The following is a 23,561-nucleotide window of genomic DNA, read 5'->3' on the forward strand; positions in this document are numbered from 1 at the left end:
CGGCAGACAACTAAATTACAAACGTAAAATAGTAAGCAGGCAGGGGCTTGTAAAGTGGCGGATGTCAAAAACAGAAAAGCGCGGGAAGACGACCCCCGTTACAGGCGCAGCCTCTCGGCGATCCTCGACGCGGTCACCAGCCTCATCGAGGCGCATTCGCTTGCTGAAATCTCGATAACGCGGGTCGTTGAGGCCGCCGGCGTCACCCGCCCCACCTTTTACCAGCACTTCGCCGACGTGCCGGCTGCGGCAAGAGTGGCCGGCCTAGCAAGACTGGAGGCGGCATTCCCGCCGCCTGAGCCGCTGTCCGATCTGGGGACGCTGACCCCGCAAGCCTTGCGCACGCATATCGTCGGCCACGTCGAGCCGGTTCTGCGTCACCTGTGCGAGCACCGAGTCTTCTATCTGCGCATCCTCGACGGTGCGGGAAACGTCGCCTTCTTCGAGGAGATCGTATCCTTCGTCTCCGGCCGCATGTTGCCGGACGTCTTCGAGATCGCCGCGCGGGAGGGAGGGGCCGAGACCGAAGACCTCATCGCCGTCACAGCAGGCGGCGTCATGTGGCTGACCATCCGCTGGCTTCGGGGCGAACCGGCGCCCGAAAACGCCGAGCAGATGGCCCATCGCATAGCGGGCCTCACGCCCGCCATGGTCACACGGATCGGTTGAGAGGACGAAGCCTGCCGGCGCGTGCCAGCCTAGGCCAGCAATTCCTTGACGATGGCGCTGGCGCGCGAAAAGTCGATCCGGCCCGGATAACGCTCTTTCAGCACGGCCATCACCGCGCCCATGTCGCGCAGGCTGGCCGCCCCCGTCTCGGCGATCACGTCCGCGCAGATGCGCCGCAGCTCGTCCTCGCCTATCTGGCGCGGCAGGAATTCCTTGACGATCTCGATCTCGGCGCGCTCCGCGGCCGCCAGTTCCGGACGCCCGCCATCGGCGAACGCCTTGGCCGATTCCTCGCGCTGCTTGACCATCTTGGTCAGGATCTGGAGAATCTCGTCATCGCTGACCCGCTCCTTGCCGACGCCGCGATTGGCGATGTCCCTGTCCTGGATCGCAGCAGTGATCAGCCGCAGCGTCGCGACGCGGATCCTGTCCTGGCTTTTCTGCGCATCCCTCAATGCCTGGGCGATTGTGTCGCGCATGACTGTTCCTTTGTTTCGCCGGCGTGCGTTGCCGATCATTGACCGCGCCAAGGCCTTCGCCTATGGACCGGACCATACTATCTATAACGCGGCGAAGGCCAGAAGGTCCCCGCCAGGCTGCAGTCTGCGCGATATGTCCCGCCGACGGGATGATTGCAAGCGCGGTCTCTCAGGAACGGAGAACGGCGATGGTCGACAAGAACGACGCGAGCACGAGCGCGCCCTGGGCGCAGAGGAAGCCCACCGCACTTCTGGTGCTCGCCGACGGCACGGTGATCGAAGGCTTCGGACTGGGCGCGACCGGCCACGTCGTTGCCGAGGTCTGCTTCAACACCGCGCTCACCGGCTACCAAGAAATCCTCACCGATCCGTCCTATGCCGGCCAGATCGTCACCTTCACCTTCCCGCATATCGGCAATATCGGCGCCAATGGCGAGGACATTGAGGACCTGAACCCGGCTGCGCGCGCCGGCGCCGTCGGCGCGGTCTTCAAGGCCGACATCACCGCACCGTCGAACTACCGCTCCGCAGAAGGCCTGAACGACTGGCTCAAGCGGCGCGGCATCATCGCCATGAGCGGCATCGACACGCGGGCGCTCACGGCCCTGATCCGTGAAAAGGGCGCGCCCAACGCCGTCATCGCCCACGCGCCGGACGGCAATTTCGACGTCGCGGCCCTCACGAAGGAAGCGCAAGCCTGGTCCGGCCTCGTCGGCCTCGACCTGGCGAAGGACGTCACCTCCGGCCAGTCCTCGGTGTGGAACGAGACGCCCTGGGAGTGGAACAAGGGTTATAGCGAGACGGCCGGCGAGCCCGCCATGCACATCGTCGCCATCGACTACGGTGTGAAGCGCAACATCCTGCGCCTTCTGGCGGGTCTCGGCGCCAAGGTCACCGTAGTGCCCGCAAAGACCCAGGCCGAGGACATTCTGGCGATGAAGCCGGACGGCATCTTCCTGTCCAACGGCCCCGGCGATCCGGCCGCCACCGGTGACTATGCCGTGCCCGTCATCAAGGACCTTCTGGAAGCGGACCTGCCCATCTTCGGCATCTGCCTCGGCCATCAGATGCTGGCGCTCGCCGTTGGCGGCAAGACGGTCAAGATGCACCAGGGCCACCACGGCGCGAACCACCCGGTGAAGGACCACACCACCGGCAAGGTCGAGATCGTGTCGATGAATCACGGCTTCGCGGTGGATTCGAAGTCCCTGCCGGAAGGCGTTGAAGAGACTCACATTTCGCTGTTCGACAATTCCAACTGCGGCATCGCGCTTGCCGGCAAGCCGGTCTTCTCCGTGCAGCATCACCCGGAAGCCTCGCCGGGCCCGCAGGATTCGCACTACCTCTTCCGCCGCTTCGCCAACCTCATCCGGGCCCGCCAGGGCGAACCCGCGCTCGCCGAGCGCTAGTCGGGCCTACCTGGCCCCGGCGCGCCGCCGCCTGCGGCCGAAACCCAGCAGGCGCGCCAGAGCCATCGTCATCAGCGCGCCGATCCCGAACCCCGCTGCCGCCCAGGCCAGCCCGTGCGGCGTGATCGGCAGCGCCGGCTCGAAGTCGCGCCACGCGCCCCGCACGAGCCTTTCGTCGTATCCGCGAGTCAGCGCCAGCGGCCGCGCGATCGGCGGCATCGCGCCCATGCGCTCCACCTGCTCGGCAAGGCTTTCATAGCGCGCCACCGCCTCGCGCATGCTGATGCCACGGTCGCGGAAGAACGTCTCCGCGGATTCGCTGTACAGCGCCAGCGCCTCCTCGCGGCTCAGTCCGCTGCGCACCGCATCCTCGTCGAAGCGCGCGACCACGGCCTGCATCTCCTCGATCGCGCCTCCCAGCCGCTGCCTGTACTGTTGCGCGAACTCCGGTGCCTGGCCCGCCGCAAGCGCCACGGCGATCCCGCCCGCCATGACTGCCGTTCTGCGCATGATCGCCACCAGCCTTCCTCCCGCTATCCCGCCGCCACCGCGGCGCACCCAAAGACCCTCTCCAACGTCCCTGCCATAGCCATGGTTTCATCGAGGTGACCGGGTGACGTAAAGGTGCCGTCTTGCGTAAACGTCACGACAGCCTATCTAGGAGGCGGTTACCAAAAGATACCGCCCTCGTTCGAACCGACTTCCCACCGCAGGAATGCCCTTACCCATGAGTTTCACCATCGATCTTCTCGACGACGCGACACGGCCGAAGGCGCCCAGGATCGAGGGCCTCACCGAGCCGCAGCGCATGCAGGGCCGCCGGCTCGCCATGATCCACGCAATGCACCTGCGCCAGATGGCCGAAGTGCGGCAGGTCATGGAGCATGTCACGGCCGGCGAAATGCAGGTGGACGCGCTCGGCGAAGCGCTGTCGGACATGCAGATGAGCCACAACTACCGGGTCTTCGGCAGTCTCTGCGGTCAGGAGTGCCGCATGCTCACCTTCCACCACACCGCCGAGGATCGGATGCTGTTTCCGGCGCTTGCGGCGCAGGACAATGACGGTCTGCGCAAGGTGGTCGAGCGCCTCGCCGCCGAGCACGAGGTCATCCATCACCTGATAGAGCGCATGGAGGCCGCAGCCCGAGCCGCGAGGAGCGAACCCGGCCCGGAAACCTTTGCCAGCCTGCGCAGATCGTTCGAGACGCTGGAACGCGTCGTCGTCTCCCACTTCGGCTACGAGCAGGAAGAACTCGAGGAAGCGCTCGGCTACTACGAGATCGACATCTGACCTGACACGTCGGTAAAGGCGCGTCAGATCGGGTTGTTGAACGTATCGCAGTCCGCAAGCCGGCCGTTGCGCAGGCCGTTGGCGAACCAGGTCGCGCGCTGCTCCGACGTGCCGTGGTTGAAGCTCTCGGGCACGACATAGCCCTGCGTGCGCCGCTGCAGCGTGTCGTCGCCGATCTGGTGCGCCGCGTTCATGGCTTCCTCGATATCGCCGTCCTCGAGCAGGCCCTTCTGCGCGGTGAAATGCGCCCAGATGCCGGCGAAGCAGTCGGCCTGCAACTCAACCCGCATCGACATGCGGTTGGCCTCGGCCTGTCCCATGGTCTGGCGCTGCCTGTTGAATTCCGGCAGCACGCCGATCAGGTTCTGCACGTGATGGCCGACCTCGTGCGCGATCACATAGGCCTGTGCGAAGTCCCCTGACGCACCGAAGCGCTGCGACAGTTCGCGGAAGAAGCCGAGGTCGATATAGACCCGCGAGTCCCCGGGCAGTAGAATGGGCCGGACGCCGCGGAAGCAAAACCGCATGCCGAACGCACCTGATCGGTGAACAGCACCATGCGCGGCTCGGTATAGGTCTGGCCTTCAGCCTGGAAGATGCCGTTCCAGACATCTTCGGTCTCGGCGAGCACCACCGAGACGAACTGAGCCTCCGCATCGCTCGGCTGGCTGCCCGGCGCCTCGTCTTGCGTGATCTGGGGATTGGCCGGCCCGCTGCCGCCCTCCAGGATCTGCAGCGGGTCGATGCCGCATGCGCGCAGCACGAAGAACAGCACAACCAGGATAACGATACCGGAAAGCCCACCCCCGCCGACGCCCCGGCCGATCGGGATCTGCATCGGCCTGCCGCTACGCCCGAAACCGCCGGGTGCGCCGCTCTGTCCGCGACGGTCCTCGACATTGCTGCTCTGCCGACGGCCTCTCCAACGCATGGTCTGCTCCTCGCAAAGTCCCGGCCTGTGCCCACTCGGCCAAGCGCAATACAACTGCAAACTAGCGAAAGCGTTGCACCGGGTCATCCGCTTTCTCGCATCGCCCGCAGCACGTGTCAGCGTTAATGAAGCGTTAAATCAGGGCGGTTAGCGTCGTGCAGGCATCCAGAAAACCGGCCCAGCATGACCACGCCCGCGCCTCTCGCACCGCTGATCGAACTCGCCGCGCAGAAGAACCTCGATCTGTTCTTCCGCGTCGGGCGAGGCTACCTCACGCACGCCATGCGCGGTGGCATGCAGAACCAGCAGGGCTGGGGCGCAAGCCCCCTCGGCGTCCAGTCGCGTGCGGAGGCCCGCATCGTCTGCACGCTGGCCCCGCCATTGCCGGAAGCCCGCCTTTATGCGTGGCCCGGCGGTGTGCCGCGCCGCGGCGCCCTGCCGGTCACGCGCTGAACGCCGCTACCTGAACAGCAGCACCGGGATCTTGCACGACCGGATCATCTCCGTCGTGGTGGAGCCGATGAACAGCGAGCGGATGCGGGAATGGCCATAGGCGCCCATGACCAGCAGGTCGATCCCGTCGCGTTCCACCGTCTCTGAAATGACCTTGTCGGGCTGTCCGGGCACCAGCTTGGCGGCTGTCTCGTGCCCTCCGGCCTTCAGCGTCGCCTGCGCGCCCTCCAGGGCCCGCCGCGCCTCCACGCTCTCGGTGCCCGCCATCAGAAGCCGGATGTCCAGACCTGCGAAAAGCGGCGAGCGCGCCACATGGTCCACGGCCTTCATCGCGCTCTGCCCACCATCATAGGCGATCAGGACCTTGCGAACCGGCCTGAATGTACGCGCGGCAACGAAGACCGGCTTCTTGGACGCGCGCGCGATCCGCTCCATGTTGGAGCCGAGATGCAGCTTGGCGAAATCCGCCGCCTCGCCCCGCTTGCCGATCACGATGCCGCGCGCGTCGACTTCGGCCTCCGCAACGGCCTCAAGCAGATCGCCATTGCGCAACCGCGCGCTCACCGTCTCGACGCCGGCTTGCTTCAGGGCGGCCTCGGCATCCTCGAGGATCGCCCGGCCACGCTTCTGCGCCAGGCGCGCACGCTGTTCGTCCAGCGTCGAAAGTTCCTCCAGCAACGCGGTACGGGCGCCAAGCGCGATTGAGCCCGACAGGTCGGAGCTCGCGGTCTCGCGACGTCCGAGCACGTGCAGCAGTTCCACCGGCGCCCCGGTGCGGCCCGCGATCCAGCCTGCGTATTCGCAAACGCTTCTGGAATAGGTCGAACCGTCCACCAGCGCGATGAGTTTGTCGGTCATTGTGTCCTCCCTGCCGTGCAGGTTAAGCCGCGAAGTCGAAACGTCGCAAACGGTGCAAGATAAGCCATCATCAATGCGCCATGAGCTTGTCGAGCGCGCCAGGCTTGTCGTGGATGGCAAGGCGGTCGACGATCGTTTCGCTCGCCAGGTTCATGCCGACGATCTCCACCTCCGCGCCGTCGCGCCGAAACTTCAGCACCGCCATGTCGAGCGCGGCGACGCTGGAAATGTCCCAGATATGGGCGCGCGAGACGTCGATGGTGACCTTCTCCAGCGTCTCCCTGAAATCGAAGGCCGCCATGAAGTCCTCCGCCGAGGCAAAGAAGAGCTGGCCTTCGACCGTGTAGGTGCGGTGCCGGCCGTCCGCGCTGAGCGTCGAGGAAACGGCGAAGAGCTGCGCGATCTTCCAGGCAAAGAAGATGCCCGACAGAAGCACGCCGATCAGCACGCCGATGGCGAGATTATGCGTGAAGATGACGCCGACCACCGTCGCCAGCATGACGATGGATGACGAGCGCGGATGATCCCGCAGGTTCCTGATCGACGACCACGAGAAGGTGCCGATCGACACCATGATCATGATCGCGACCAGCGCGGCCATGGGGATCTGGCTGACGAGGTCGCCGAGAACCAGGATCATGAACAGCAGCAGCATGCCGGCGGCAAAGTCGACAGCCGCCCGCGCCCGCCGGACTTCACGTTGATGATCGACTGGCCGATCATGGCGCAGCCTGCCATGCCGCCGATAAAGGCGGTCGCCGTATTGGCGATGCCCTGTCCGATGCACTCCTGGTTGCGGTCGGACGGCGTGTCGGTCAGGTCGTCGACGATCTGTGCCGTCATCAGCGATTCCAGCAGGCCCACCACCGCCACTGCCGCCGAATAGGGCAGGATGATGAGCAGCGTTTCCAGCGTCAGCGGAATGTCCGGGATCAGGAATACCGGCAGCGTCGAAGGCAGTTCGCCCATGTCGCCCACGGTGCGAACGTCGAAGCCGAAGGCAATGGCAACCGTCGTCAGCACGACGATGCACACCAGCGGCGACGGAACGGCCTTGGTGAGGCGTGGAAAGAGATAGATGATCGCCAATCCCGCCGCGACCATGACATAGGTCAGCCACGGCACGCCGATCAGCTCGGGAAGCTGCGCCATGAAGATCAGGATTGCCAGCGCGTTGACGAAGCCGGTCATCACCGAGCGCGAAACGAAGCGCATCACGTAGCCGAGCTTGAGGAAGCCCGCGCCGATCTGCAGCAGGCCCGCAAGCACCGTGGCGGCCAGCAGGTATTGCAGCCCGTGATCACGCACCAGCGTCACCATCAGCACGGCGGTTGCCGCCGTCGCGGCCGAGATCATGCCCGGCCTGCCGCCCACGAAGGCGATCAGCACGGCGATAGAGAACGAGGCGTAGAGCCCGACCTTCGGGTCGACCCCGGCGATGATCGAGAAGGCGATGGCCTCGGGAATGAGCGCAAGGGCAACGACGAGGCCGGCGAGAAGATCGCCGCGCACGTTGCCGAACCACTGCGCGCGGTAGGCGGACAAGGATTTCATGAATTTCCAGCAGTATCGAAAGCCTGACGGTCGGCCCGGGCGGGTCGCATGGCGTTTCAGGCGTGTTCGTTGTCCGGCGGATTGGCGGCCGGAAGAGCCACCCGGACTTTCACCGGGTCCTGACGGGATGGGGGTGGTCTTAGGCAATTCGTTGCTGCGCCGCAACATCAAATCCCGATCGCCACCACGTTCGCCGAGGCGTCTTCACGTCGGGCAACCCTCATGCTACCCAGAACTCGCTATGAAGTTCGCATTCAAATCCTCCTCGACCTTCTTCCTGGGCTGAACCACGCGTTCAGGCCGGCGCATTGCGGTGCGCCAGGAAGATAACGGCCCGGTTTCGCCAGCGGCCGAAAAGAGGATCTCGACATGCAGAACGACAGCGCGCACGGGCTGAGCCCCGAGCAAATCTCAACCTTCATCTCGCACGGCTTCGTCAGGATCGACGAGGCGTTCCCATCCGAGCTGGCGCACGACGCCCGCGCCATCCTGTGGCAGGCGATGGGCCTGTCGCCCGAGGAGCCGGCCGGCTGGACCCAACCCGTCATACGGCTGGGCATGTTCACCGAGCAGCCGTTCATTGCCGCGGCCAACACCCCGCGTCTTCACGCAGCCTACGACGCACTCGTCGGTCCCGGCCGCTGGCATGCGCCGGCCGCGATAGGCACCTTTCCGGTGCGGTTCCCGAGCGCCGACGAACCGGGCGACGTCGGCTGGCATGTCGATGTCAGCTTCGGGACCGACGAGCCGGACTTCATGCAATGGCGTGCCAACGTGGTCAGCCGTGGCCGCGCCCTGCTGATGCTGTTCCTGTTCTCCGACATCGGCGAGGACGACGCGCCAACACGCATCCGCATCGGCTCGCACCGGCAGATCGCGCGGCAATTGCTGCCCCATGGCGAAGCGGGGCTGACACTGGGCGAACTGGCAGCAAACGGTTTCGCCGAAAGCGCGGATTGCGCTGAAACGCTGGCGACCGGCCCCGCCGGCACGGTCTATCTGTGCCATCCGTTTCTGGTCCACAGCGCCCAGCCGCATTGCGGAACGACACCGCGTTTCCTGGCCCAGCCGCCACTGCTGCCGACAGGCCCCTTCAGGTCGGACCTGCCGCCTTCACCGGTGCAGATCGCCATCCGCGAAGCCTGCGGCCTGCATTTCTGAGTGCAGCGGCCACCTACGGCCGGAGAAAGACCACCTGTAAAGCCCTCTCCCCGCTGTCGGGGAGAGGGACAGGTTCATTCAGGTCACACCCGCAAGCCTACTCCGCGATCGCGCCACAGGTCAGGTTGGCCACCGCGCCCGTCATCGCGCCGGCCCGTTCCGAGGCCAGGAATGCGGCCGTCTCGGCTACATGCTCGATGCGCGGCAGCCGCTTAAGCATCGTCATTTGCGCCGCACCGCCCAACCATTGGTCGACGCTGAGCCCCATCATCGCTGCCTTGGCCTCGAACATCGGGCCTGTGAACGAGCCGGCCGCTGGCGCATCGGTCAGTGCATGAGACCTGATGCAGGCGACCCGGATGTTGCGTGGCCCCAGTTCGTCGGCAAGCGTGCGGGAGAACGCCTCGACACCAGCCTGCGATGCAGCATGGCCGAGGTGCCCGCCCACGGCAAGCACCGCGCCCGGCGCCGACAGCGTCAGGATCACGCCGGTCCGCGACCGCCCCATATGCGGGGCGACCGCCTTCGACGTGATGAACAGCGCCCGCAGGAACCGATCCACCGGCAGCATGAATGCGTCCAGCGACAGCTCTCCGATCGTCGTTCCCTGGTCATGCGGGAAGCTCACCGCGTTGAGCGCGATGTCTATGCTTCCCGCGCGCTCGGCGATGTCCGCTGCGTGGCGGTCCACCGCCTGTTCGTCGAGCACGTCGAGTTCGGCCGTCTCCACCTGCCCACCGGCCGAGGCGATTGCATTGGCCACCCGGTCGAGCTTTGCCCGGTTGCGCCCTGCAACGAAGACGCGCGCGCCTTCCCGCGCAAACACCTCGGCCACGGCGGAGCCGATGGCGCCGGCACCATATATCACGGCATTCCTGTCATTCAGTAACATGATGTTCTCGCGTGCTCCGGCTGCCGTCAGGCAAGGGACTTTTCAAGCGCCTCAAGGATCGTGGTCCAGCCCTTGATGTGGCCGTCACGCGAATCCTCGCTCCTGAACTTGACCTGCCGCAGCGTGATTTCGGTGGCGCCCGCTTCCGCCTCGGCGAAGTCGACCGTCACCACGCTGTCGTCGAGCGAGTGCGGCGATTCCCAGGTGAACGACAAATGCGAGTGCGGATCGATCGCAAGGTAGGTGCCCGCATGCGGGATCTCCTTTTCGGGCGTCACCATGACGATCGAGAACCGCCCGCCCTTCACCGGGTCGTTCGTCACCCGGGCATTGCCCGTCGTGGACGGCGGGCGCATGAATTTCGACAGCATCTGCGGCGACAGCCACGCCTCGAAAACCTTCTCACGCGGGGCCGCGATCCTGTGGTTTATCGTCAGTTCCAGTTCGCTCATCGTCTTGGTCTCCTGTAACCAGCAACTCTTCCAGCGCCGAGAGGCGCAGTTCCCAGATCGATTTCAACTGGCCGAACCACTGCTCGGTGAGCCTCAGCGGTGCGAGCTCGGGTGCGATGAAATGTTCGCGCCCCACGGTCCGGCGGGTGACGAGACCCGCCTCCTCCAGCACCTTGATGTGCTTCGAAACGGAGTTCAGCGACATCTCGAAATGGGCGGCGAGTGCCGTCACCCTCAACGCCCCCTCCTGTACGAGGAGCGTGAGTATCCTGCGCCGCGTGGTATCGCCTGCGGCCTTCAGAATGCGTGACAGGTCTTCTTCGTCCATTCATTCACCCTTATGGTTGAATATATGCCCCACGAAAATTAGTCAACCATTTGGGTGAATAATTTTTCGCGACGCGCCCCCGGTCCGCGACGACTGGCTGCGAACCCTTGTCTATCTCGAGACCACCAGCTCCTGCTCGATCTGGTCGAACAGCGCACGCCAGGCCGTGTCGGGAAAATCGACGAGCCCAAGCCCCCGCAGCAGGAACGCCCCTTCGGCGGCGAAGAATGCGATGCGCGCCTGCTCGTCACGGCCGAACAGCTTCAGCCGGTCGCGGTAGTAGTTGCGCAGCACTTCGGCATGGCCGGGCGATTCCGCCAGCGTCGCCATCAGGCTGGCGGCGCGCGCGGCAAGCGCGTCGTTTTCGTCGCGGGTCGCTGCCAGATGCGCCTGCATGCCGGCCTCCGCGCTGTCCGCAAGCGTCTCCCGCTTTGCCTCGACCTCACCCAGAAACCGGTCGATGTCGCGCCTTGTCATCGCGGCAACCAGTTCCTGCTTGCTGGCATAGCAGTAGAGCACGCCGCCCTTGCTGACGCCGGCACGCCGTGCGACCGCGTCGAAGGTCAGGCTCCCTGCCCCCTCCTCGGTTACGATCGCTTCGGCTGCATCCAGGATAGCATCCCTGTCGATCGTCCTTTTCCTGCCCATCTGTTTTCCTCTTTTCAAACCGTCTGGTCGGATATATATAGCACCGAAGTTCCGGCACGTCACCCGTCGCCGGCATCGGATCGAAAGGAGAAAAGTCATGGCCTGGCTCTATCTCGGCTTTGCCGGCCTGCTGGAAATCGTCTGGGCCTCGTTCCTGAAGCAGTCCGAGGGGTTCACCCGGCTCACGCCGAGCGTCATCACGCTGTTGGCGATGGCAGGCTCCTTCTGGCTGCTGGCCCTGGCCATGCGCAGCCTGCCGCTCGGCACCGCCTATGCCATCTGGACCGGCATCGGCGCGGTCGGCGCCTTTGTTGTCGGCATAGTGGTCATGGGCGAGGCGGCGACCCTCGGTCGCATCCTCAGCGTTGCCCTTCTGATAACCGGCATGGTGGGCCTCAAGCTCTCGTCGGGCCACTGAGATCTGCCGCGTCTCATCGCCGTCTTGACCCGGCCCGTGACCATGTCGCGGGCCTTTTCCGTCAATTCCCACCCACGTCATCGCACACGGACACGCGACCTCGTAACCACGTGCAGAAAGTTGGTGCGCGGTTGTCGGGATTGGCTGCCATCGCGCGTCCTTGGTCCGAAACGTTGGTTGACGGAAGGAAGGAACGGACAATGCGCAAGATCATCGCGGCAGCTTTCACCACGCTCGACGGCGTCATGCAGGCGCCCGGCGGCCCGGAGGAAGACCGCAGCGGCGGCTTCGAATATGGCGGCTGGCTGCCGAATTTCTGGGACGACGAGCTCGGCGCCGCACTGGACAGGAACTTCGCCGAGCCCTTCGACCTGCTGCTGGGGCGTCGCACATATGACATCTTCGCCGCACACTGGCCCTACATCCAGGTTGACCCGGAGGCGAGCGATTTCGATGCGATGAATGCCGACATCGCCAACACCTTCAATCGCATCACCAAATACGTCGCGACCCACCGGCCGGAGTCGCTCCACTGGCAGAACAGTCAGGCACTCGGAACCGACGTCGTCGCCACGTTGCGCGAACTCAAGCAGGGCGACGGCCCCGACCTGATGACGCAGGGCTCGAGCGAGCTGCTGGATCTTCTATTCGAGAACGATCTCGTCGACGAGCTGCGCCTTTTCATCTTCCCGCTGGTGCTGGGCAAGGGGAAGCGCGTCTTCGGCAATGGCAGCGCCCCCGCACGCTCAAGCTTGCCTCCTCGAGCCTATCGCCCAACGGCATCCTCATCACGCGTTACGAGCGCGCAGGCGATGTCCAGATCGGCTCTTTCGCCATGGAAACACCAACACTGGCCGAGCTCGAGCGCCGCAGCAACCTCGGCTGAACCCTGCCGGCCTCTGTCTTCCACATGGCCGCGCCGCCAGCGCGGCCATGCCGTTCTCACGCCGCCCGGTAATCCGGCGCGCTCTTCAGGTAGCGCGCGTAGGCGTCGGCGTTGGGCGGCGACAGGTTTTCGGCCAGCGGATTGCGCTTGCGCACCTTGGCCCCCATGTCGTCAAGCAGTTCGTCGAAGTGCTTGAAATGATAGGGCGCAACGCATAGCCCGCCATACACGCCGGCGGCCGGCCGCTCGTGCCGCTTCCATTGCAGCATCATGTCGATATTGGCGTTCATCTCCGCGGCGCTGGGCTGCCGCGCCAGCATGCCGTCAGCATAGCGCACCAGCCAGTTCGCCGCGAGCTCCGCGCTCAAAACCGTGCAGAAGGACGAGTTGAACCCGACGAACCCCATATCCGGCAGGTCCGGATTGGCAACGATGCGATAGAGCCTGTATTGCCCGTCCGGCTCCACCAGCTTGCGGGCATATTCGTGGGGCAGAAAGGGCACGCCGAGCTTCCAGCCGGTCGCCAGTATGGCAATGTCCGTGGGCACCCACTCCCCGCCGGTCAGCACGACCCCGCCCTGCTCGTAGCGTGCGAAGGTGCCCTGCACGGCCTTTATCCGTCCCTCGGCGACCATGTCGAAGAAGCCGGGCGTGACGATGGGGACCGAACAGTTGAGCCCGGTCTCGATCGGCTTGGTCGGGCGAAGTCCCGTCTTCTTCAGCTTGAGCTGCATCGTCAGCAGGCTTTCCAGCGCCCGCCAGTTGGCCCACACGAACGGCCTGGCGATCGCGTGGTTCAGCCGCGCCATCGCCGTCTGGCCCCAGCCGGGAAACATCTTTTCCTGCGCCCGGATGTAGAGGATGCGCTTGAAGTTGATCAGCCCGCCGATGAAATAGGGTATGCGCCAGACCGACTCCAGATAGACGATCGTCACGCTGCTCGCCCCGGATTTCACCGCATTGACCGCAATGTCGGTGGCCGATTTGGAAAAGCCGAGCACGGTCACCCGCTTTCCCTTCACCATCGCAGGATCTGTATATTCGGACGAGTGGATTGCGTTGCCGCCGGCCGCCTCGAATTCGTCCCGTCCGGGAAATTCCGGCACGTTCCGGTCGCTGAACTGGCCGGTGCAGAGGGCGAGGAAATCGCAATCCGCCTCCCGTTCCGCGCCGTTCGAGTCCAGCGTCAGCGTCCAGCCCTTCCTGCCATCGGCGCGGCGCTTCATCCCTGTCACGCGCGTATCGAACGCGATCAGCGGCGCAATGCCGTTGTCGTCCGCATAGGCGCGCAGATAGGCATGCACCTGCGGTCCCTTGGGCCACTCCGGATAGTCGGCCGGCATCGGCTTGGATGTGTAGCGGTAAAGCTCCTTCGGGCTCTGCGTCTGGACGTCGGGATATGACCGCGATGGTTCCCACACGCCGCCAAGGTCATGGCTGCGCTCGATCACGGTCACGTCGTGCCCGCGCTCCTTGAATGCCTTGGCGGCTGCAAGCCCGCTCACGCCCGCGCCAATGACGAAGACCTTCTTCCTCTCGACCATTGTCGTCTTTCCTCTCACCCCGGCACGCGCTTCCCCGTCCAGCGCGCAAGGCACGCCGGATGAGATCGGTCCCGATCAGTTCATGTCAGGTTGGGTCTGCCGAAGCTCAGCTCAGGGCAAGCCCAAAAATGGCCGGATTCAGGGTCGTGCGGCGACGAACTTGTTTAAGGCACGTCAGCATCGCAGACGCAGAAAGCCGCCATTTGCAGGCTGCCCTCACCCGAACTTTAGTCGTTGGCTTCTGGCGGCAGGAAATCGACCTCATGCATCGCCGAAATCTTCACCACCTCTTCAGGGTCGCTGAGGTTGTCGAGCTTGGTGAAAAGTTCCTCCAGCATCCGCGCCGGCGAGACCCAGAACAGTGCCCGCGTCGGCTTGTCCGACTTGTTGAAATAGCCGTGAGGGATGCCGCGCGGCATGCGCACGAGGTCGCCCGCCTTGGCCTTCACCCACTCGCCGTCGAGCTTCAGGTCGAGCTCGCCTTCCTGCACGAGGATGAACTCGTCCTGGGTGGGGTGGATGTGCACGGGCACGAACTGGCCGGGCTCGCTGTTTGTCTCGAAGGCAAAGGTGCTGTCGCACACCGCCTTGGGAAAATAGACCTGGCCCAGGATGTTCCAGGTCTTGCCGGCGTGGCCGGTGCCTTCGCGGGTGATGCCCTTGTCGAGGTCTTTGCTCATCGTGAAGCTCCCATTCTGCTTGAGGATGCGGCCTTTGCGACCGTCATTGGTTCCGTTCCCTGTTTAGGATAGCAGGCTTCCAGCCCTCTATCCGCATCACGCGGCCACTATCCGGAAAACGCAAAAATCGAACGGCTGCGGCTCCACGTCGCGCTTTCGGCTTTGTGACGTATCGTCATGTGGTAGTGTTCAGGCATGCACATGAAAGAGGGGCATAGCAACGCAGCACCGCTTTCGGCACATATCCTGTTCGAGTCGGACGATCTCGACTGCGCGCGGGAGCGGGTTGCGGAGAAATTCTGCAGTCACCGGCTGGAGATCATCGGTGACAGGAAGCCTTTTCGCGCGGTTCACCACCACGCTCCGGGCGACATCATCTCGCTTAACTACATCAGCTACGGCGCGGACGTTCTGATCGATCCCGGCGAGCTTGGCGATTTCTACCTGATCCAGATGCCGGTCAATGGCGGCGCCACCATCCGCCACGGCGGCCGCGAATTCATCACCAGCCGCAGCGTCGCCTCGGTGCTCAATGCTGACCTCGCCACCCGGATGCAATGGTGGCAGGGCTGCGCGCAGATCCTCGTCCAGGTGCGCAAGGCGCCTTTCATGGCGCTCGCCGAACGCCTGCTCGACCGACGCCTTCCCGGCCCCGTCGTCTTCGACCCGCTGATCGACTTCACCCGGCCGCACATGCTCGCCTGGCGCGGCATGGCCAACGCCATGTTCCACGCCGCGGAGGAAACCGCCGGCGGCCCCACGCTTCAGGCAGCCCTCAACGAGCAGCGCCTGATGGAGCTCTTCCTGCGCGGCCAGCCTAACAATTGCAGCCTGTTCTTCGACGATACCCCGTCGGGCGCGACCCCGCGCCATGTCCACCGTGCCGAAGAGTATATCCGTGCCTTTGCCGACCGACCGATCACCCTGTTCGACATCGCCGAGGCCGCAGGGGTCGCGCCGCGCACCCTGCAACTCGGCTACCGCACCGTCCTCGGCATCTCGCCGCTGCGCTCGCTCGCCCGGGAACGCCTGCGCCGCGTGCGCTACGAGCTCATCGCCGGGGAAGGATTGGTTTCCGTCACCGACGTCGCATTTCGCTGGGGTTTCGGCCATCTCGGCCGCTTCGCAGCAGACTATCGCCGCGAGTTCGGGGAGCGCCCGAGCGAGACCGTACGCCGCAGCGCAGCCGCGCCGTTTCCCTCCTATTCGAGCGTTTCAGGCAGCTTCGCTAGCACGACGTCCACACGCCGCGACGCTTCGCCGCCGCTCGCCCCATTTCCGGGGTTCCCTACCCCTTCTCCTTACCCTATAAGGCCCGCCTAGCCTGACAGAATCTTCACTTGCCCCGAACCGGCAGGGCCTCCGCGACGCGTCAGCGCAAAACGGAGAATCCCCGTCCGGCGCTTGGGCAAGCCCGAACCGACGGACGCTTCCATGCCAAAACGCACCGACATCAAGTCGATCCTGATCATCGGGGCCGGCCCCATCGTGATTGGCCAGGCCTGCGAGTTCGACTATTCGGGCACACAGGCCTGCAAGGCGCTCAAGGCCGAGGGCTACCGCATCATCCTCGTCAACTCCAACCCGGCCACCATCATGACCGACCCGGAGCTGGCCGACGCGACCTATATCGAGCCGATCACGCCGGAAGTCGTCGCCAAGATCATCGCCAAGGAGCGCCCCGACGCGCTGCTGCCTACCATGGGCGGCCAGACCGCGCTCAACACCGCGCTCTCGCTGCGCCGCATGGGCGTGCTTGAGCGCTACAATGTCGAGATGATCGGCGCCAACGCCGAGGCCATCGACAAGGCCGAGGACCGCTCGCTCTTCCGCGAGGCGATGGCAAAGATCGGGCTGGAGACGCCGCGCTCCATGCTCGCCAACGCTTCGGAAGTGAAGGACGCTGACCGCAAGCAGCACGAGGCGCGCCGCGCCGAACTCAAGGCTTCCAACCCCGCCGATCTCGACGCCGCGCTCGACGCGCTGGAGACCGAATGGAACCTCGGCGAAGGCGACCGCAAGCAGCGCTACATCGCGCATGCCATGGGCATCGCCGCCCAGGCGCTCGACCATGTCGGCCTGCCCGCCATCATCCGCCCGTCCTTCACCATGGGCGGCACCGGCGGCGGCATCGCCTACAACCGCGCCGAGTTCTTCGACATCATCAATTCCGGCCTCGACGCCTCCCCCACCACCGAAGTCCTCATCGAGGAATCCGTGCTCGGCTGGAAGGAATACGAGATGGAGGTCGTGCGCGACCGCGCCGACAACTGCATCATCGTGTGCTCTATCGAGAACCTGGACCCGATGGGCGTCCACACCGGCGATTCGATCACCGTCGCGCCGGCCCTGACGCTGACGGACAAGGAATACCAGATGATGCGCAACGCCTCGCTCGCGGTGCTGCGCGAGATCGGCGTCGAGACCGGCGGCTCCAACGTCCAGTTTGCCGTCAACCCGGCCGATGGCCGCCTCGTCGTGATCGAGATGAACCCGCGCGTCTCGCGCTCCTCGGCGCTTGCCTCCAAGGCCACCGGCTTCCCCATCGCCAAGGTCGCGGCCCGGCTTGCCGTCGGCTACACGCTGGACGAACTGGACAACGACATCACCGGCGGCGCGACGCCCGCCTCCTTCGAGCCGTCCATCGACTACGTCGTCACCAAGATCCCGCGTTTCGCCTTCGAGAAGTTCCCCGGCGCCGACAATGTGCTCACCACCGCCATGAAGTCGGTCGGCGAGGTCATGGCCATCGGCCGCACCTTCCAGGAATCGCTGCAGAAGGCGCTGCGCGGCCTCGAAACCGGCCTCACCGGCCTCGACGAGATCGAGATCCCCGGCTTGAACCATGGCGACGACAAGAACGCCATCCGCGCGGCCCTCGGCACGCCCACGCCCGACCGTCTGCGCATGGTCGCCCAGGCGATCCGCATGGGCACCTCGCTGGAAGACGTGCACCAGATGTGCCGCATCGACCCGTGGTTCCTCGAGCAGATCGCCGGCATCCTCGCCATGGAAGCCCGCATCCGCCAGCACGGCCTGCCGCAGGATGCGGAGAACCTGCGCATGCTCAAGGCGATGGGCTTCTCCGACGCCCGCCTCGCCTCGCTTGTCAACAAGGACGCCGAAGACGTTGCGAAGCAACGCGAAAAGCTCGCCGTCCACCCCGTCTACAAGCGCATCGACACCTGTGCTGCCGAGTTCGCCTCGCCGACCGCCTACATGTATTCGACCTACGAAGTGCCCTTCGCCGGCGCGCTCGCCGACGAGGCCAAGGTCTCCGACCGCAAGAAGGTCGTCATCCTCGGCGGCGGCCCCAACCGCATCGGCCAGGGCATCGAGTTCGACTATTGCTGCTGCCATGCCTGCTTCGCGCTGGCCGATGCCGGCTACGAATCGATCATGGTCAACTGCAACCCGGAGACCGTCTCCACCGACTACGACACCTCCGACCGGCTCTATTTCGAGCCGCTGACGCCGGAGGACGTGCTGGAGATCCTGCGCGCCGAGCAAGCCGCCGGCACGCTTGCCGGCGTCATCGTCCAGTTCGGCGGCCAGACGCCGCTGAAGCTCGCCGAGGCGCTGGAGCGGGCCGGCATCCCGATCCTCGGCACCTCGCCCGACATGATCGACCTCGCCGAGGACCGCGACCGCTTCCAGAAGCTCCTGAAGAAGCTCGACCTGAAGCAGCCGCACAACGGCATCGCCTGGTCGGTCGAGCAGGCGCGCACCGTCGCCTCCGAGCTCGGCTTCCCGCTGGTCGTGCGCCCGTCCTACGTGCTGGGCGGCCGCGCCATGCAGATCATCCACGACGAGGGCATGCTGCAGACCTACCTGCTCGACACCGTGCCCGGCCTCGTCCCCGAGGACATCAAGCAGAAATACCCCAACGACAAGACCGGCCAGATCAACACGCTGCTGGGCAAGAACCCGCTGCTGTTCGACACCTACCTGTCGGAGGCCATCGAGGTCGACGTCGACGCGCTCTGCGACGGCAAGTCCGTCTACGTCTCCGGCATCATGGAGCATATCGAGGAGGCCGGCATCCATTCCGGCGATAGCGCCTGCTCGCTCCCCGTCCGCTCGCTGTCGGCCGACACCGTCGCCGAGCTCGAGCGCCAGACCGCGGCGCTTGCCAAGGGCCTCAACGTCGGCGGCCTGATGAACGTGCAATACGCCATCAAGGATGGCGAGATCTTCGTGCTCGAGGTCAACCCGCGCGCCAGCCGCACCGTACCCTTCGTCGCCAAGACCATCGGCCGCCCGATCGCCAAGATCGCGGCCCGCATCATGGCCGGCGAGAGCCTCGACGAGGCCTTCGCCCACTATGGCGAAAAGCCGGACCTCGCAGCCCTCTCCCACGTCGCGGTCAAGGAAGCCGTCTTCCCCTTCGCCCGTTTCCCCGGCGTCGACACGCTGCTGGGGCCGGAGATGAAGTCCACCGGCGAGGTCATGGGCCTCGACGCCGATTTCGCGCTCGCCTTCGCCAAGAGCCAGCTCGGCGCCGGCGTCGACCTGCCCCGCGCGGGCACCCTCTTCGTCTCGGTGCGCGACGAGGACAAGGTGAAGATCCTGCCTTCGGTCAAGAAGCTCGCCGACCTCGGCTTCCGCGTGCTCGCCACCGGCGGCACCCAGCGTTTCCTGGCCGAAAACGGCGTGGCGGCGGAAAAGATCAACAAGGTGCTCGAAGGCCGCCCCCACATCGAAGACGCCATCCGCAACCGCCAGGTCCAGCTCGTCTTCAACACCACGGACAGCCAGAAAGCCGTCTCGGACTCAAAATCGCTGCGCCGCGCCACCCTGATGCAGAAGGTGCCCTACTACACGACGATGGCAGGTGCGGCTGCCGCCGCGCAGGCGATTGCGGCACTGAAGGCGGGGAGTTTGGAAGTGCGGCCGTTGCAGGGGTATTTTGGGTAGAGTCGCCTCTCAGTTACAAAGGAAATATGCAAAATTAAGTTATCTTGCATCTACGCAGGAGAGTTCGGAAACAAATTTGACAATTTCGTCAATAATCGGAAAGTTTATACCTTCTGATTTAGCCACTTTAAAAATAGCGCTGAAAATTGCGGGGGACTTGCTCGCGTCCTTTCCGTTGACATTAAACCGTTTGCTTATATTGTCTCGAATGGCGAGATATCTCTCACCCATAGCTTCAGACATAAGCTTCTCCAAATTCCCTGCGATTGCCGCAAAACCCGGCTCACAACCGGCAGGAAAGTCCTGCACATTAGGGTGACCAACAATAGCCTGAATAAGTCGATTTCTCTTCCTAGCTTGTTCAATATCCTTCGTATTCGTTTGGCCACTGTCATTATCGAAGATAGGATAAGTCGGAATACCCAAGCTCCTGAACGCAAAAAGCGGCTTATCTATTTTCGTTTTCCCGCCGACATCAATTAACGCTATTCCCTCCCGCAATGGATCGCGGCCTTGATGCATATAGGCAGCTTGAATTATGGCTTTGTCCGACACTCCTTCGACAAGAATAACCTTTTCTGCGAAGAACCCTTCTGAAACTTCTCGATTGAAAATATGAAGACCCAACTTAAATGCTTCCACCGAAAGAGGCTGCACATCGTCGCCCAGATGGCGCGCCATCCCCTCGCTAAAATCCTTTATTGTAAGATTATTACATACCGTATCCATACCATCATCATGCACCCTCTTGGAAAGCATTCTAATTTTATCAACGTCTATAATACTTACAAGTTTCTCCGAATGAGTTGCGTATATAATCTGCACCCCTATACCATTTTCTTTGCTATATTCCCTTGTTATATTTTGAAATGCCTCATAGAAAAGCGACTGCTTTATAGGATGCTGATAAATTTCAGGTTCCTCAATCAGGATAATAATATCACTGAAGGCCTCACCGAATTCCTCCTGAACGTCGTCAGCCCCCGGCAACGATTGCTGTTCAGCTAGAAACTGCACGAGGGAGAAAAGGATCGCGCGCTGGAGCCCATGCCCCACATTTGCGACGCTGCCCTGCAACCCTCTATGCACCACATTAACCACAGGAGCCGGGAACGACACACTAATCTCGTTGGCCTTATTAAGATCTGCCACAAGACTGGTGTCAGAATAATACATTCCAAGCGTGTCCGTCAGCCTCTTACTTATGTCTTTTAACTGCGGAACCTTTTCAGGGTCAGTAATCTCTGCAAGCTTGTTATTTGATTCCAATATAAAATCAGAAAATTCTTTCCTATTTTCGAATGTTTGTTTTACGATTTCGGAAAGCAATCCGATTACCGGGCTTTTTCTCTGATCGCTGGCCTCCTCACTAGTATCTTTAACTGCATGTATAAATCTAACAGATGTCTTTTTGCTAAGCTTCCCTAAGGCGACATTTTTTGCTCCGAAAAAACCTCGCACTTTTGATTCCTTTAATAAATCTGGATTCCTCGCTTCCCACTCCTTCAAATTCTCTTCCATTTCATCACCGGAGGCGGCAGGAAGATCATATTCGGCCCTCAGAGAAGTATATAAACTACGCTTCTTATTCCCATTATTCTCTTTTCGAAATTCGTCGAATGCTGGATTTATTTTAGCGTGAACAGAGAACTCGCCGGTATCGCCAGATTGGCCGCCGAACTCGCGTACCACTCGCAGCCTGCCATCCACAGTGGCCCGCGCGAACTCTGCCCTCTCAACCGGCGTCAAGTCGCAAAACTCCATTGCAATCGAAATCTTGCGCAATTGGTTATGCATAAAATGATCCTGAATGGAAATCTTGGCAGAGGCGTCAAAGAATAGATCAATCGCCTTAAGTATGGATGATTTTCCCGCATTATTCGTTCCAACGATGGCCGTTATTTCATCGAAGTTCACAATAAGGCTTTCAATAGAACGAAAATTTTCTATCTGAACATTAGATATTCTCATGAAATTTCACCCCAGAACAAAACCAAGAGGAGTCGGTTAAATTGGCGCCACTTCCCTCTTCCTCGCCCTCTCAATCTTCCCCTGCGCCTTCCTGATCCGCGTCGCCGCTTCCTTGGCCTTGTCGCCGTCCATCGCCTCGCGTTTTATCACCTCGTGCTCGATCAGGGCGGCAAGGTTTTCAGGCGCGACTTTCAGGTCGGGAAAGAGCCGTCGCAGTTCGCGCCGCACCACGGCGACGACCGGCTCCGAACGCAGGATCGCCGCCACGGTGAACCGGTTGAACAACTGCGCCTGCTGATGGAACGCGTCCATCGCGTCCGTCGTCAGCCCCTCCTTGGCGAAGAGGAACATCTGCCTCAGATGGTCCTCGTTCCTCGGCGTCATGTCGGGAAGGATGAAGCGGCAGACTTCCTCGTGGCTGATCTGGTTGGAAACGTAGATCCGGATCAGCCGCCACTCGACCGCATTGGTCAGGATCACCCAGTGAATGCCCTGATGCGCACCATAGTCGATCACCTGCCGCAGGTGGTTGTCGGCAAGACTGCTTCCCGCCGACTTCACCTCGATGAGGAGGCGCAACTTGCCGCCGATCCTGATTGCAAGGTCGCAATAGGTCGCCTTGATCTGGTGTTCCGATGTCAGCTCTTCATATTTGTCGTAGCCGAAGACGTCGGCCAGAATATCCTTGACCACGGTGACAGTATCCGCCTCCGCCACGTCAGCCTTTTGCTGTGCGGTTGCCACGCGTTGGTATTTCTTCAGGTTGACGCCAACCCGATCGACAAACTTCTTCGGCAGCCTGCTCATGAAATCCCCCATTCCCCGCAGGCATTTTGCCCGCAAGGCGGCTCACGACACAAGCATAAATTGAAAAGGCGGAGGGCACGCCGCAACACCCCTTGCCACCGGTTTTGGCAATGCTAAATTTCGGTCATGACGAAGCTTGAAAAAATCGAGCGGGAGATCGAGGCGCTCGGCCCCGAGGAGCTCTCACATTTCCGCGCGTGGTTTGCCGCCTTCGATGCCGCCAATTGGGATGCCCGTATCGACAGCGATGCCGCGTCCGGAAAACTCGATGCGCTGGCCGAACGGGCTCTCACCGCCCACCGCGACGGCCGCACGCGTCCACTGTGAACCATTTCGCCATTGCCGATTTCTGGGATTGCTACCAGAGATTGCCAGCGGCGGTCCAAAGAATTGCGGATCGCAACTTCGAACGGCTGAAGGCCGATCCTTACCACCCTTCACTGCATTTCAAACAAGCTGGCCGTTTCTGGTCGGCTCGTGTCGGCCTCCAGTACCGCGCGCTGGCCGTCAGGGATGGGGACGACATGATCTGGTTCTGGATTGGCACGCATGCCGATTATGACAGGCTTGTGGGCTGACTTCCTCACGCCACCCAGGCCTGATACTCCCCCACCAGCCCCTCATATTCCTCCATGTCCGGAAATTTCTCGAAGCTGCGCACAGCGCCCGTCTGCGCGAAGGGCAGCCTGGTGGAGGTGTATGTCTCCATGAAAGGGCGGAACCACAAGGCGTCGTCCAGCATGGTCGGGCGCACGTTTACGAACCAGTCCATGCCTTGGGCGCGCGTGAACATCCACGTCATGCAGTGCCCGCAGCAATAATGGTGGATGTCGTCGCCATGCAGGCCGCCGATCACCGGCTCGCCCTTCGTCACCGCGAAGCCGTCGGCGGGGATGATCGCGGTCAGCGAATAGGCGCTGGCCGACATCTTCTGGCAGCCGGGGCAGTGGCAGGCGCTGGTTGCCAGCGGCGGTTTCGTCACGCGGATTTCGACGCGCCCGCAGCGGCACGATCCGGCAAGCGGCAGGGGCATTCTGGACATAGGGACATCTCCGGGTGTTTTAGGCGGTGAACGTGGCGCGCCGGGCCGGCGCGGCGTCGCGCCATGGAAGAAAATTCACCCCCGCCTGTCCACCCCCTCCCCGCCCCGATCTGCCCTTTTCAACCGCCCGCCGGGCACACTGGCGACGCGTTGCGCCACGGATGTGAATTT

Annotated in this window: 22 protein-coding genes, 3 pseudogenes and 1 other annotated feature; of the genes and pseudogenes, 11 read left to right on the forward strand and 14 right to left on the reverse strand. The window is 63.0% G+C overall.

Translation table 11 applies throughout. The features are described 5' to 3' along the window. The first annotated feature begins 54 nt into the window (after window positions 1-54). Entirely contained in the window at window positions 55-669 is a 615-nt protein-coding gene (locus HK436_RS19885; protein WP_173192522.1) for a TetR/AcrR family transcriptional regulator, read from the forward strand. 29 nt (window positions 670-698) lie between these two features. On the opposite strand, the gene HK436_RS19890 is transcribed toward HK436_RS19885, so the two are convergent. Then, window positions 699-1,148 carry a GatB/YqeY domain-containing protein gene (locus HK436_RS19890; protein WP_173192523.1) on the reverse strand — a complete coding sequence of 150 codons (450 nt, stop codon included), beginning with the start codon at window positions 1,146-1,148 and terminating at the stop codon, window positions 699-701. 188 nt (window positions 1,149-1,336) lie between these two features. Between HK436_RS19890 and carA the strand changes: the two genes are divergently transcribed. Continuing rightward, window positions 1,337-2,557 (forward strand): glutamine-hydrolyzing carbamoyl-phosphate synthase small subunit, encoded by a 1,221-nt coding sequence (gene carA, locus HK436_RS19895; RefSeq protein ID WP_173192530.1) that lies wholly within the window; start codon window positions 1,337-1,339, stop codon window positions 2,555-2,557. A gap of 6 nt (window positions 2,558-2,563) precedes the next feature. Here carA and HK436_RS19900 read toward each other — a convergent pair whose 3' ends face one another. Continuing rightward, the gene (locus tag HK436_RS19900) at window positions 2,564-3,067 is read right to left on the reverse strand and encodes a DUF2937 family protein (RefSeq protein ID WP_244649262.1); all 504 of its coding nucleotides are present in this window, start codon (window positions 3,065-3,067) and stop codon (window positions 2,564-2,566) included. 217 nt (window positions 3,068-3,284) lie between these two features. On the opposite strand from HK436_RS19900, the gene HK436_RS19905 reads away from it, so the two are divergent. Continuing rightward, window positions 3,285-3,848: a hemerythrin domain-containing protein gene (locus HK436_RS19905; protein ID WP_173192532.1), complete on the forward strand. Its 564-nt coding sequence runs from the start codon at window positions 3,285-3,287 to the stop codon at window positions 3,846-3,848. A 23-nt stretch (window positions 3,849-3,871) separates the two neighbouring features. On the opposite strand, the pseudogene ypfJ reads toward HK436_RS19905, so the two are convergent. Then, a pseudogene (gene ypfJ / locus HK436_RS19910) lies at window positions 3,872-4,779 on the reverse strand (KPN_02809 family neutral zinc metallopeptidase). A 183-nt stretch (window positions 4,780-4,962) separates the two neighbouring features. Between ypfJ and HK436_RS19915 the strand changes: the two are divergent. Next, on the forward strand, window positions 4,963-5,232 hold the full coding sequence (locus tag HK436_RS19915) for a hypothetical protein (RefSeq protein WP_173192534.1): 270 nt from the start codon (window positions 4,963-4,965) through the stop codon (window positions 5,230-5,232). A gap of 6 nt (window positions 5,233-5,238) precedes the next feature. On the opposite strand, the gene HK436_RS19920 is transcribed toward HK436_RS19915, so the two are convergent. Then, complete coding sequence (locus HK436_RS19920) at window positions 5,239-6,090, reverse strand: universal stress protein (protein ID WP_173192536.1); 852 nt, start codon at window positions 6,088-6,090, stop codon at window positions 5,239-5,241. Between the two features lie 70 nt (window positions 6,091-6,160). Continuing rightward, window positions 6,161-7,644 (reverse strand): annotated as a pseudogene (locus tag HK436_RS19925) (SulP family inorganic anion transporter). Window positions 7,645-7,711: 67 nt separating this feature from the next. Continuing rightward, window positions 7,712-7,767: a sequence feature (sul1 is cis-regulatory element that is thought to sense ions involved in sulfur or methionine metabolism; They are found in Alphaproteobacteria), on the reverse strand. Between the two features lie 246 nt (window positions 7,768-8,013). Here HK436_RS19925 and HK436_RS19930 point away from each other — a divergent pair. After that, entirely contained in the window at window positions 8,014-8,805 is a 792-nt protein-coding gene (locus HK436_RS19930) for a phytanoyl-CoA dioxygenase family protein (protein ID WP_173192538.1), read from the forward strand. 97 nt (window positions 8,806-8,902) lie between these two features. On the opposite strand, the gene HK436_RS19935 is transcribed toward HK436_RS19930, so the two are convergent. The 4 genes from HK436_RS19935 to HK436_RS19950 form a co-directional block, all read right to left on the reverse strand. Continuing rightward, entirely contained in the window at window positions 8,903-9,697 is a 795-nt protein-coding gene (locus tag HK436_RS19935) for an SDR family NAD(P)-dependent oxidoreductase (protein ID WP_173192540.1), read from the reverse strand. Window positions 9,698-9,723: 26 nt separating this feature from the next. After that, window positions 9,724-10,149, reverse strand: a complete 426-nt coding sequence (locus HK436_RS19940) for an SRPBCC family protein (RefSeq protein WP_173192542.1) — start codon at window positions 10,147-10,149, stop codon at window positions 9,724-9,726. Then, the gene (locus HK436_RS19945) at window positions 10,100-10,477 is read right to left on the reverse strand and encodes an ArsR/SmtB family transcription factor (RefSeq protein WP_173192544.1); all 378 of its coding nucleotides are present in this window, start codon (window positions 10,475-10,477) and stop codon (window positions 10,100-10,102) included. Before HK436_RS19945 ends, HK436_RS19940 begins: the two co-directional genes overlap by 50 nt. A gap of 111 nt (window positions 10,478-10,588) precedes the next feature. After that, complete coding sequence (locus HK436_RS19950) at window positions 10,589-11,125, reverse strand: TetR/AcrR family transcriptional regulator (RefSeq protein WP_173192546.1); 537 nt, start codon at window positions 11,123-11,125, stop codon at window positions 10,589-10,591. 97 nt (window positions 11,126-11,222) lie between these two features. Here HK436_RS19950 and sugE point away from each other — a divergent pair, with 97 nt between their 5' ends. Then, window positions 11,223-11,543, forward strand: coding sequence for a quaternary ammonium compound efflux SMR transporter SugE (gene sugE / locus HK436_RS19955; RefSeq protein ID WP_173192548.1), 321 nt, complete (start codon window positions 11,223-11,225; stop codon window positions 11,541-11,543). A 200-nt stretch (window positions 11,544-11,743) separates the two neighbouring features. After that, window positions 11,744-12,429, forward strand: a pseudogene (locus HK436_RS19960) (dihydrofolate reductase family protein). 56 nt (window positions 12,430-12,485) lie between these two features. On the opposite strand, the gene HK436_RS19965 reads toward HK436_RS19960, so the two are convergent. Together HK436_RS19965 and HK436_RS19970 are read right to left on the reverse strand one after the other, a co-directional pair. Further along, the gene (locus tag HK436_RS19965) at window positions 12,486-13,973 is read right to left on the reverse strand and encodes a flavin-containing monooxygenase (protein ID WP_173192550.1); all 1,488 of its coding nucleotides are present in this window, start codon (window positions 13,971-13,973) and stop codon (window positions 12,486-12,488) included. A 227-nt stretch (window positions 13,974-14,200) separates the two neighbouring features. Continuing rightward, window positions 14,201-14,653: a cupin domain-containing protein gene (locus tag HK436_RS19970; protein WP_173192552.1), complete on the reverse strand. Its 453-nt coding sequence runs from the start codon at window positions 14,651-14,653 to the stop codon at window positions 14,201-14,203. A gap of 201 nt (window positions 14,654-14,854) precedes the next feature. Here HK436_RS19970 and HK436_RS19975 point away from each other — a divergent pair, with 201 nt between their 5' ends. Beyond that, window positions 14,855-15,976, forward strand: coding sequence for an AraC family transcriptional regulator (locus tag HK436_RS19975; RefSeq protein ID WP_173192554.1), 1,122 nt, complete (start codon window positions 14,855-14,857; stop codon window positions 15,974-15,976). A gap of 111 nt (window positions 15,977-16,087) precedes the next feature. After that, complete coding sequence (carB, locus tag HK436_RS19980; protein ID WP_173192562.1) at window positions 16,088-19,570, forward strand: carbamoyl-phosphate synthase large subunit; 3,483 nt, start codon at window positions 16,088-16,090, stop codon at window positions 19,568-19,570. 39 nt (window positions 19,571-19,609) lie between these two features. Here carB and HK436_RS19985 read toward each other — a convergent pair whose 3' ends face one another. Next, a complete protein-coding gene (locus HK436_RS19985; protein WP_173192564.1) occupies window positions 19,610-21,541 on the reverse strand; it encodes an AAA family ATPase in 1,932 nt (643 codons plus the stop codon). 36 nt (window positions 21,542-21,577) lie between these two features. Then, a complete protein-coding gene (locus HK436_RS19990; protein ID WP_173192566.1) occupies window positions 21,578-22,348 on the reverse strand; it encodes a type I restriction enzyme HsdR N-terminal domain-containing protein in 771 nt (256 codons plus the stop codon). Window positions 22,349-22,474: 126 nt separating this feature from the next. On the opposite strand from HK436_RS19990, the gene HK436_RS19995 reads away from it, so the two are divergent. Together HK436_RS19995 and HK436_RS20000 are read left to right on the forward strand one after the other, a co-directional pair. Next, window positions 22,475-22,675, forward strand: a complete 201-nt coding sequence (locus tag HK436_RS19995) for a hypothetical protein (protein WP_173192568.1) — start codon at window positions 22,475-22,477, stop codon at window positions 22,673-22,675. Then, entirely contained in the window at window positions 22,672-22,926 is a 255-nt protein-coding gene (locus HK436_RS20000; RefSeq protein WP_173192570.1) for a ParE family toxin-like protein, read from the forward strand. Before HK436_RS19995 ends, HK436_RS20000 begins: the two co-directional genes overlap by 4 nt. Before the next feature lie 5 nt (window positions 22,927-22,931). Here HK436_RS20000 and HK436_RS20005 read toward each other — a convergent pair whose 3' ends face one another. Then, window positions 22,932-23,390 carry a GFA family protein gene (locus tag HK436_RS20005; protein ID WP_173192572.1) on the reverse strand — a complete coding sequence of 153 codons (459 nt, stop codon included), beginning with the start codon at window positions 23,388-23,390 and terminating at the stop codon, window positions 22,932-22,934. Window positions 23,391-23,561 lie beyond the last annotated feature (171 nt).

The organism is Neoaquamicrobium sediminum (assembly GCF_013240295.1).
In the GTDB taxonomy this organism is placed as follows: Bacteria; Pseudomonadota; Alphaproteobacteria; order Rhizobiales; family Rhizobiaceae; genus Aerobium; species Aerobium sediminum.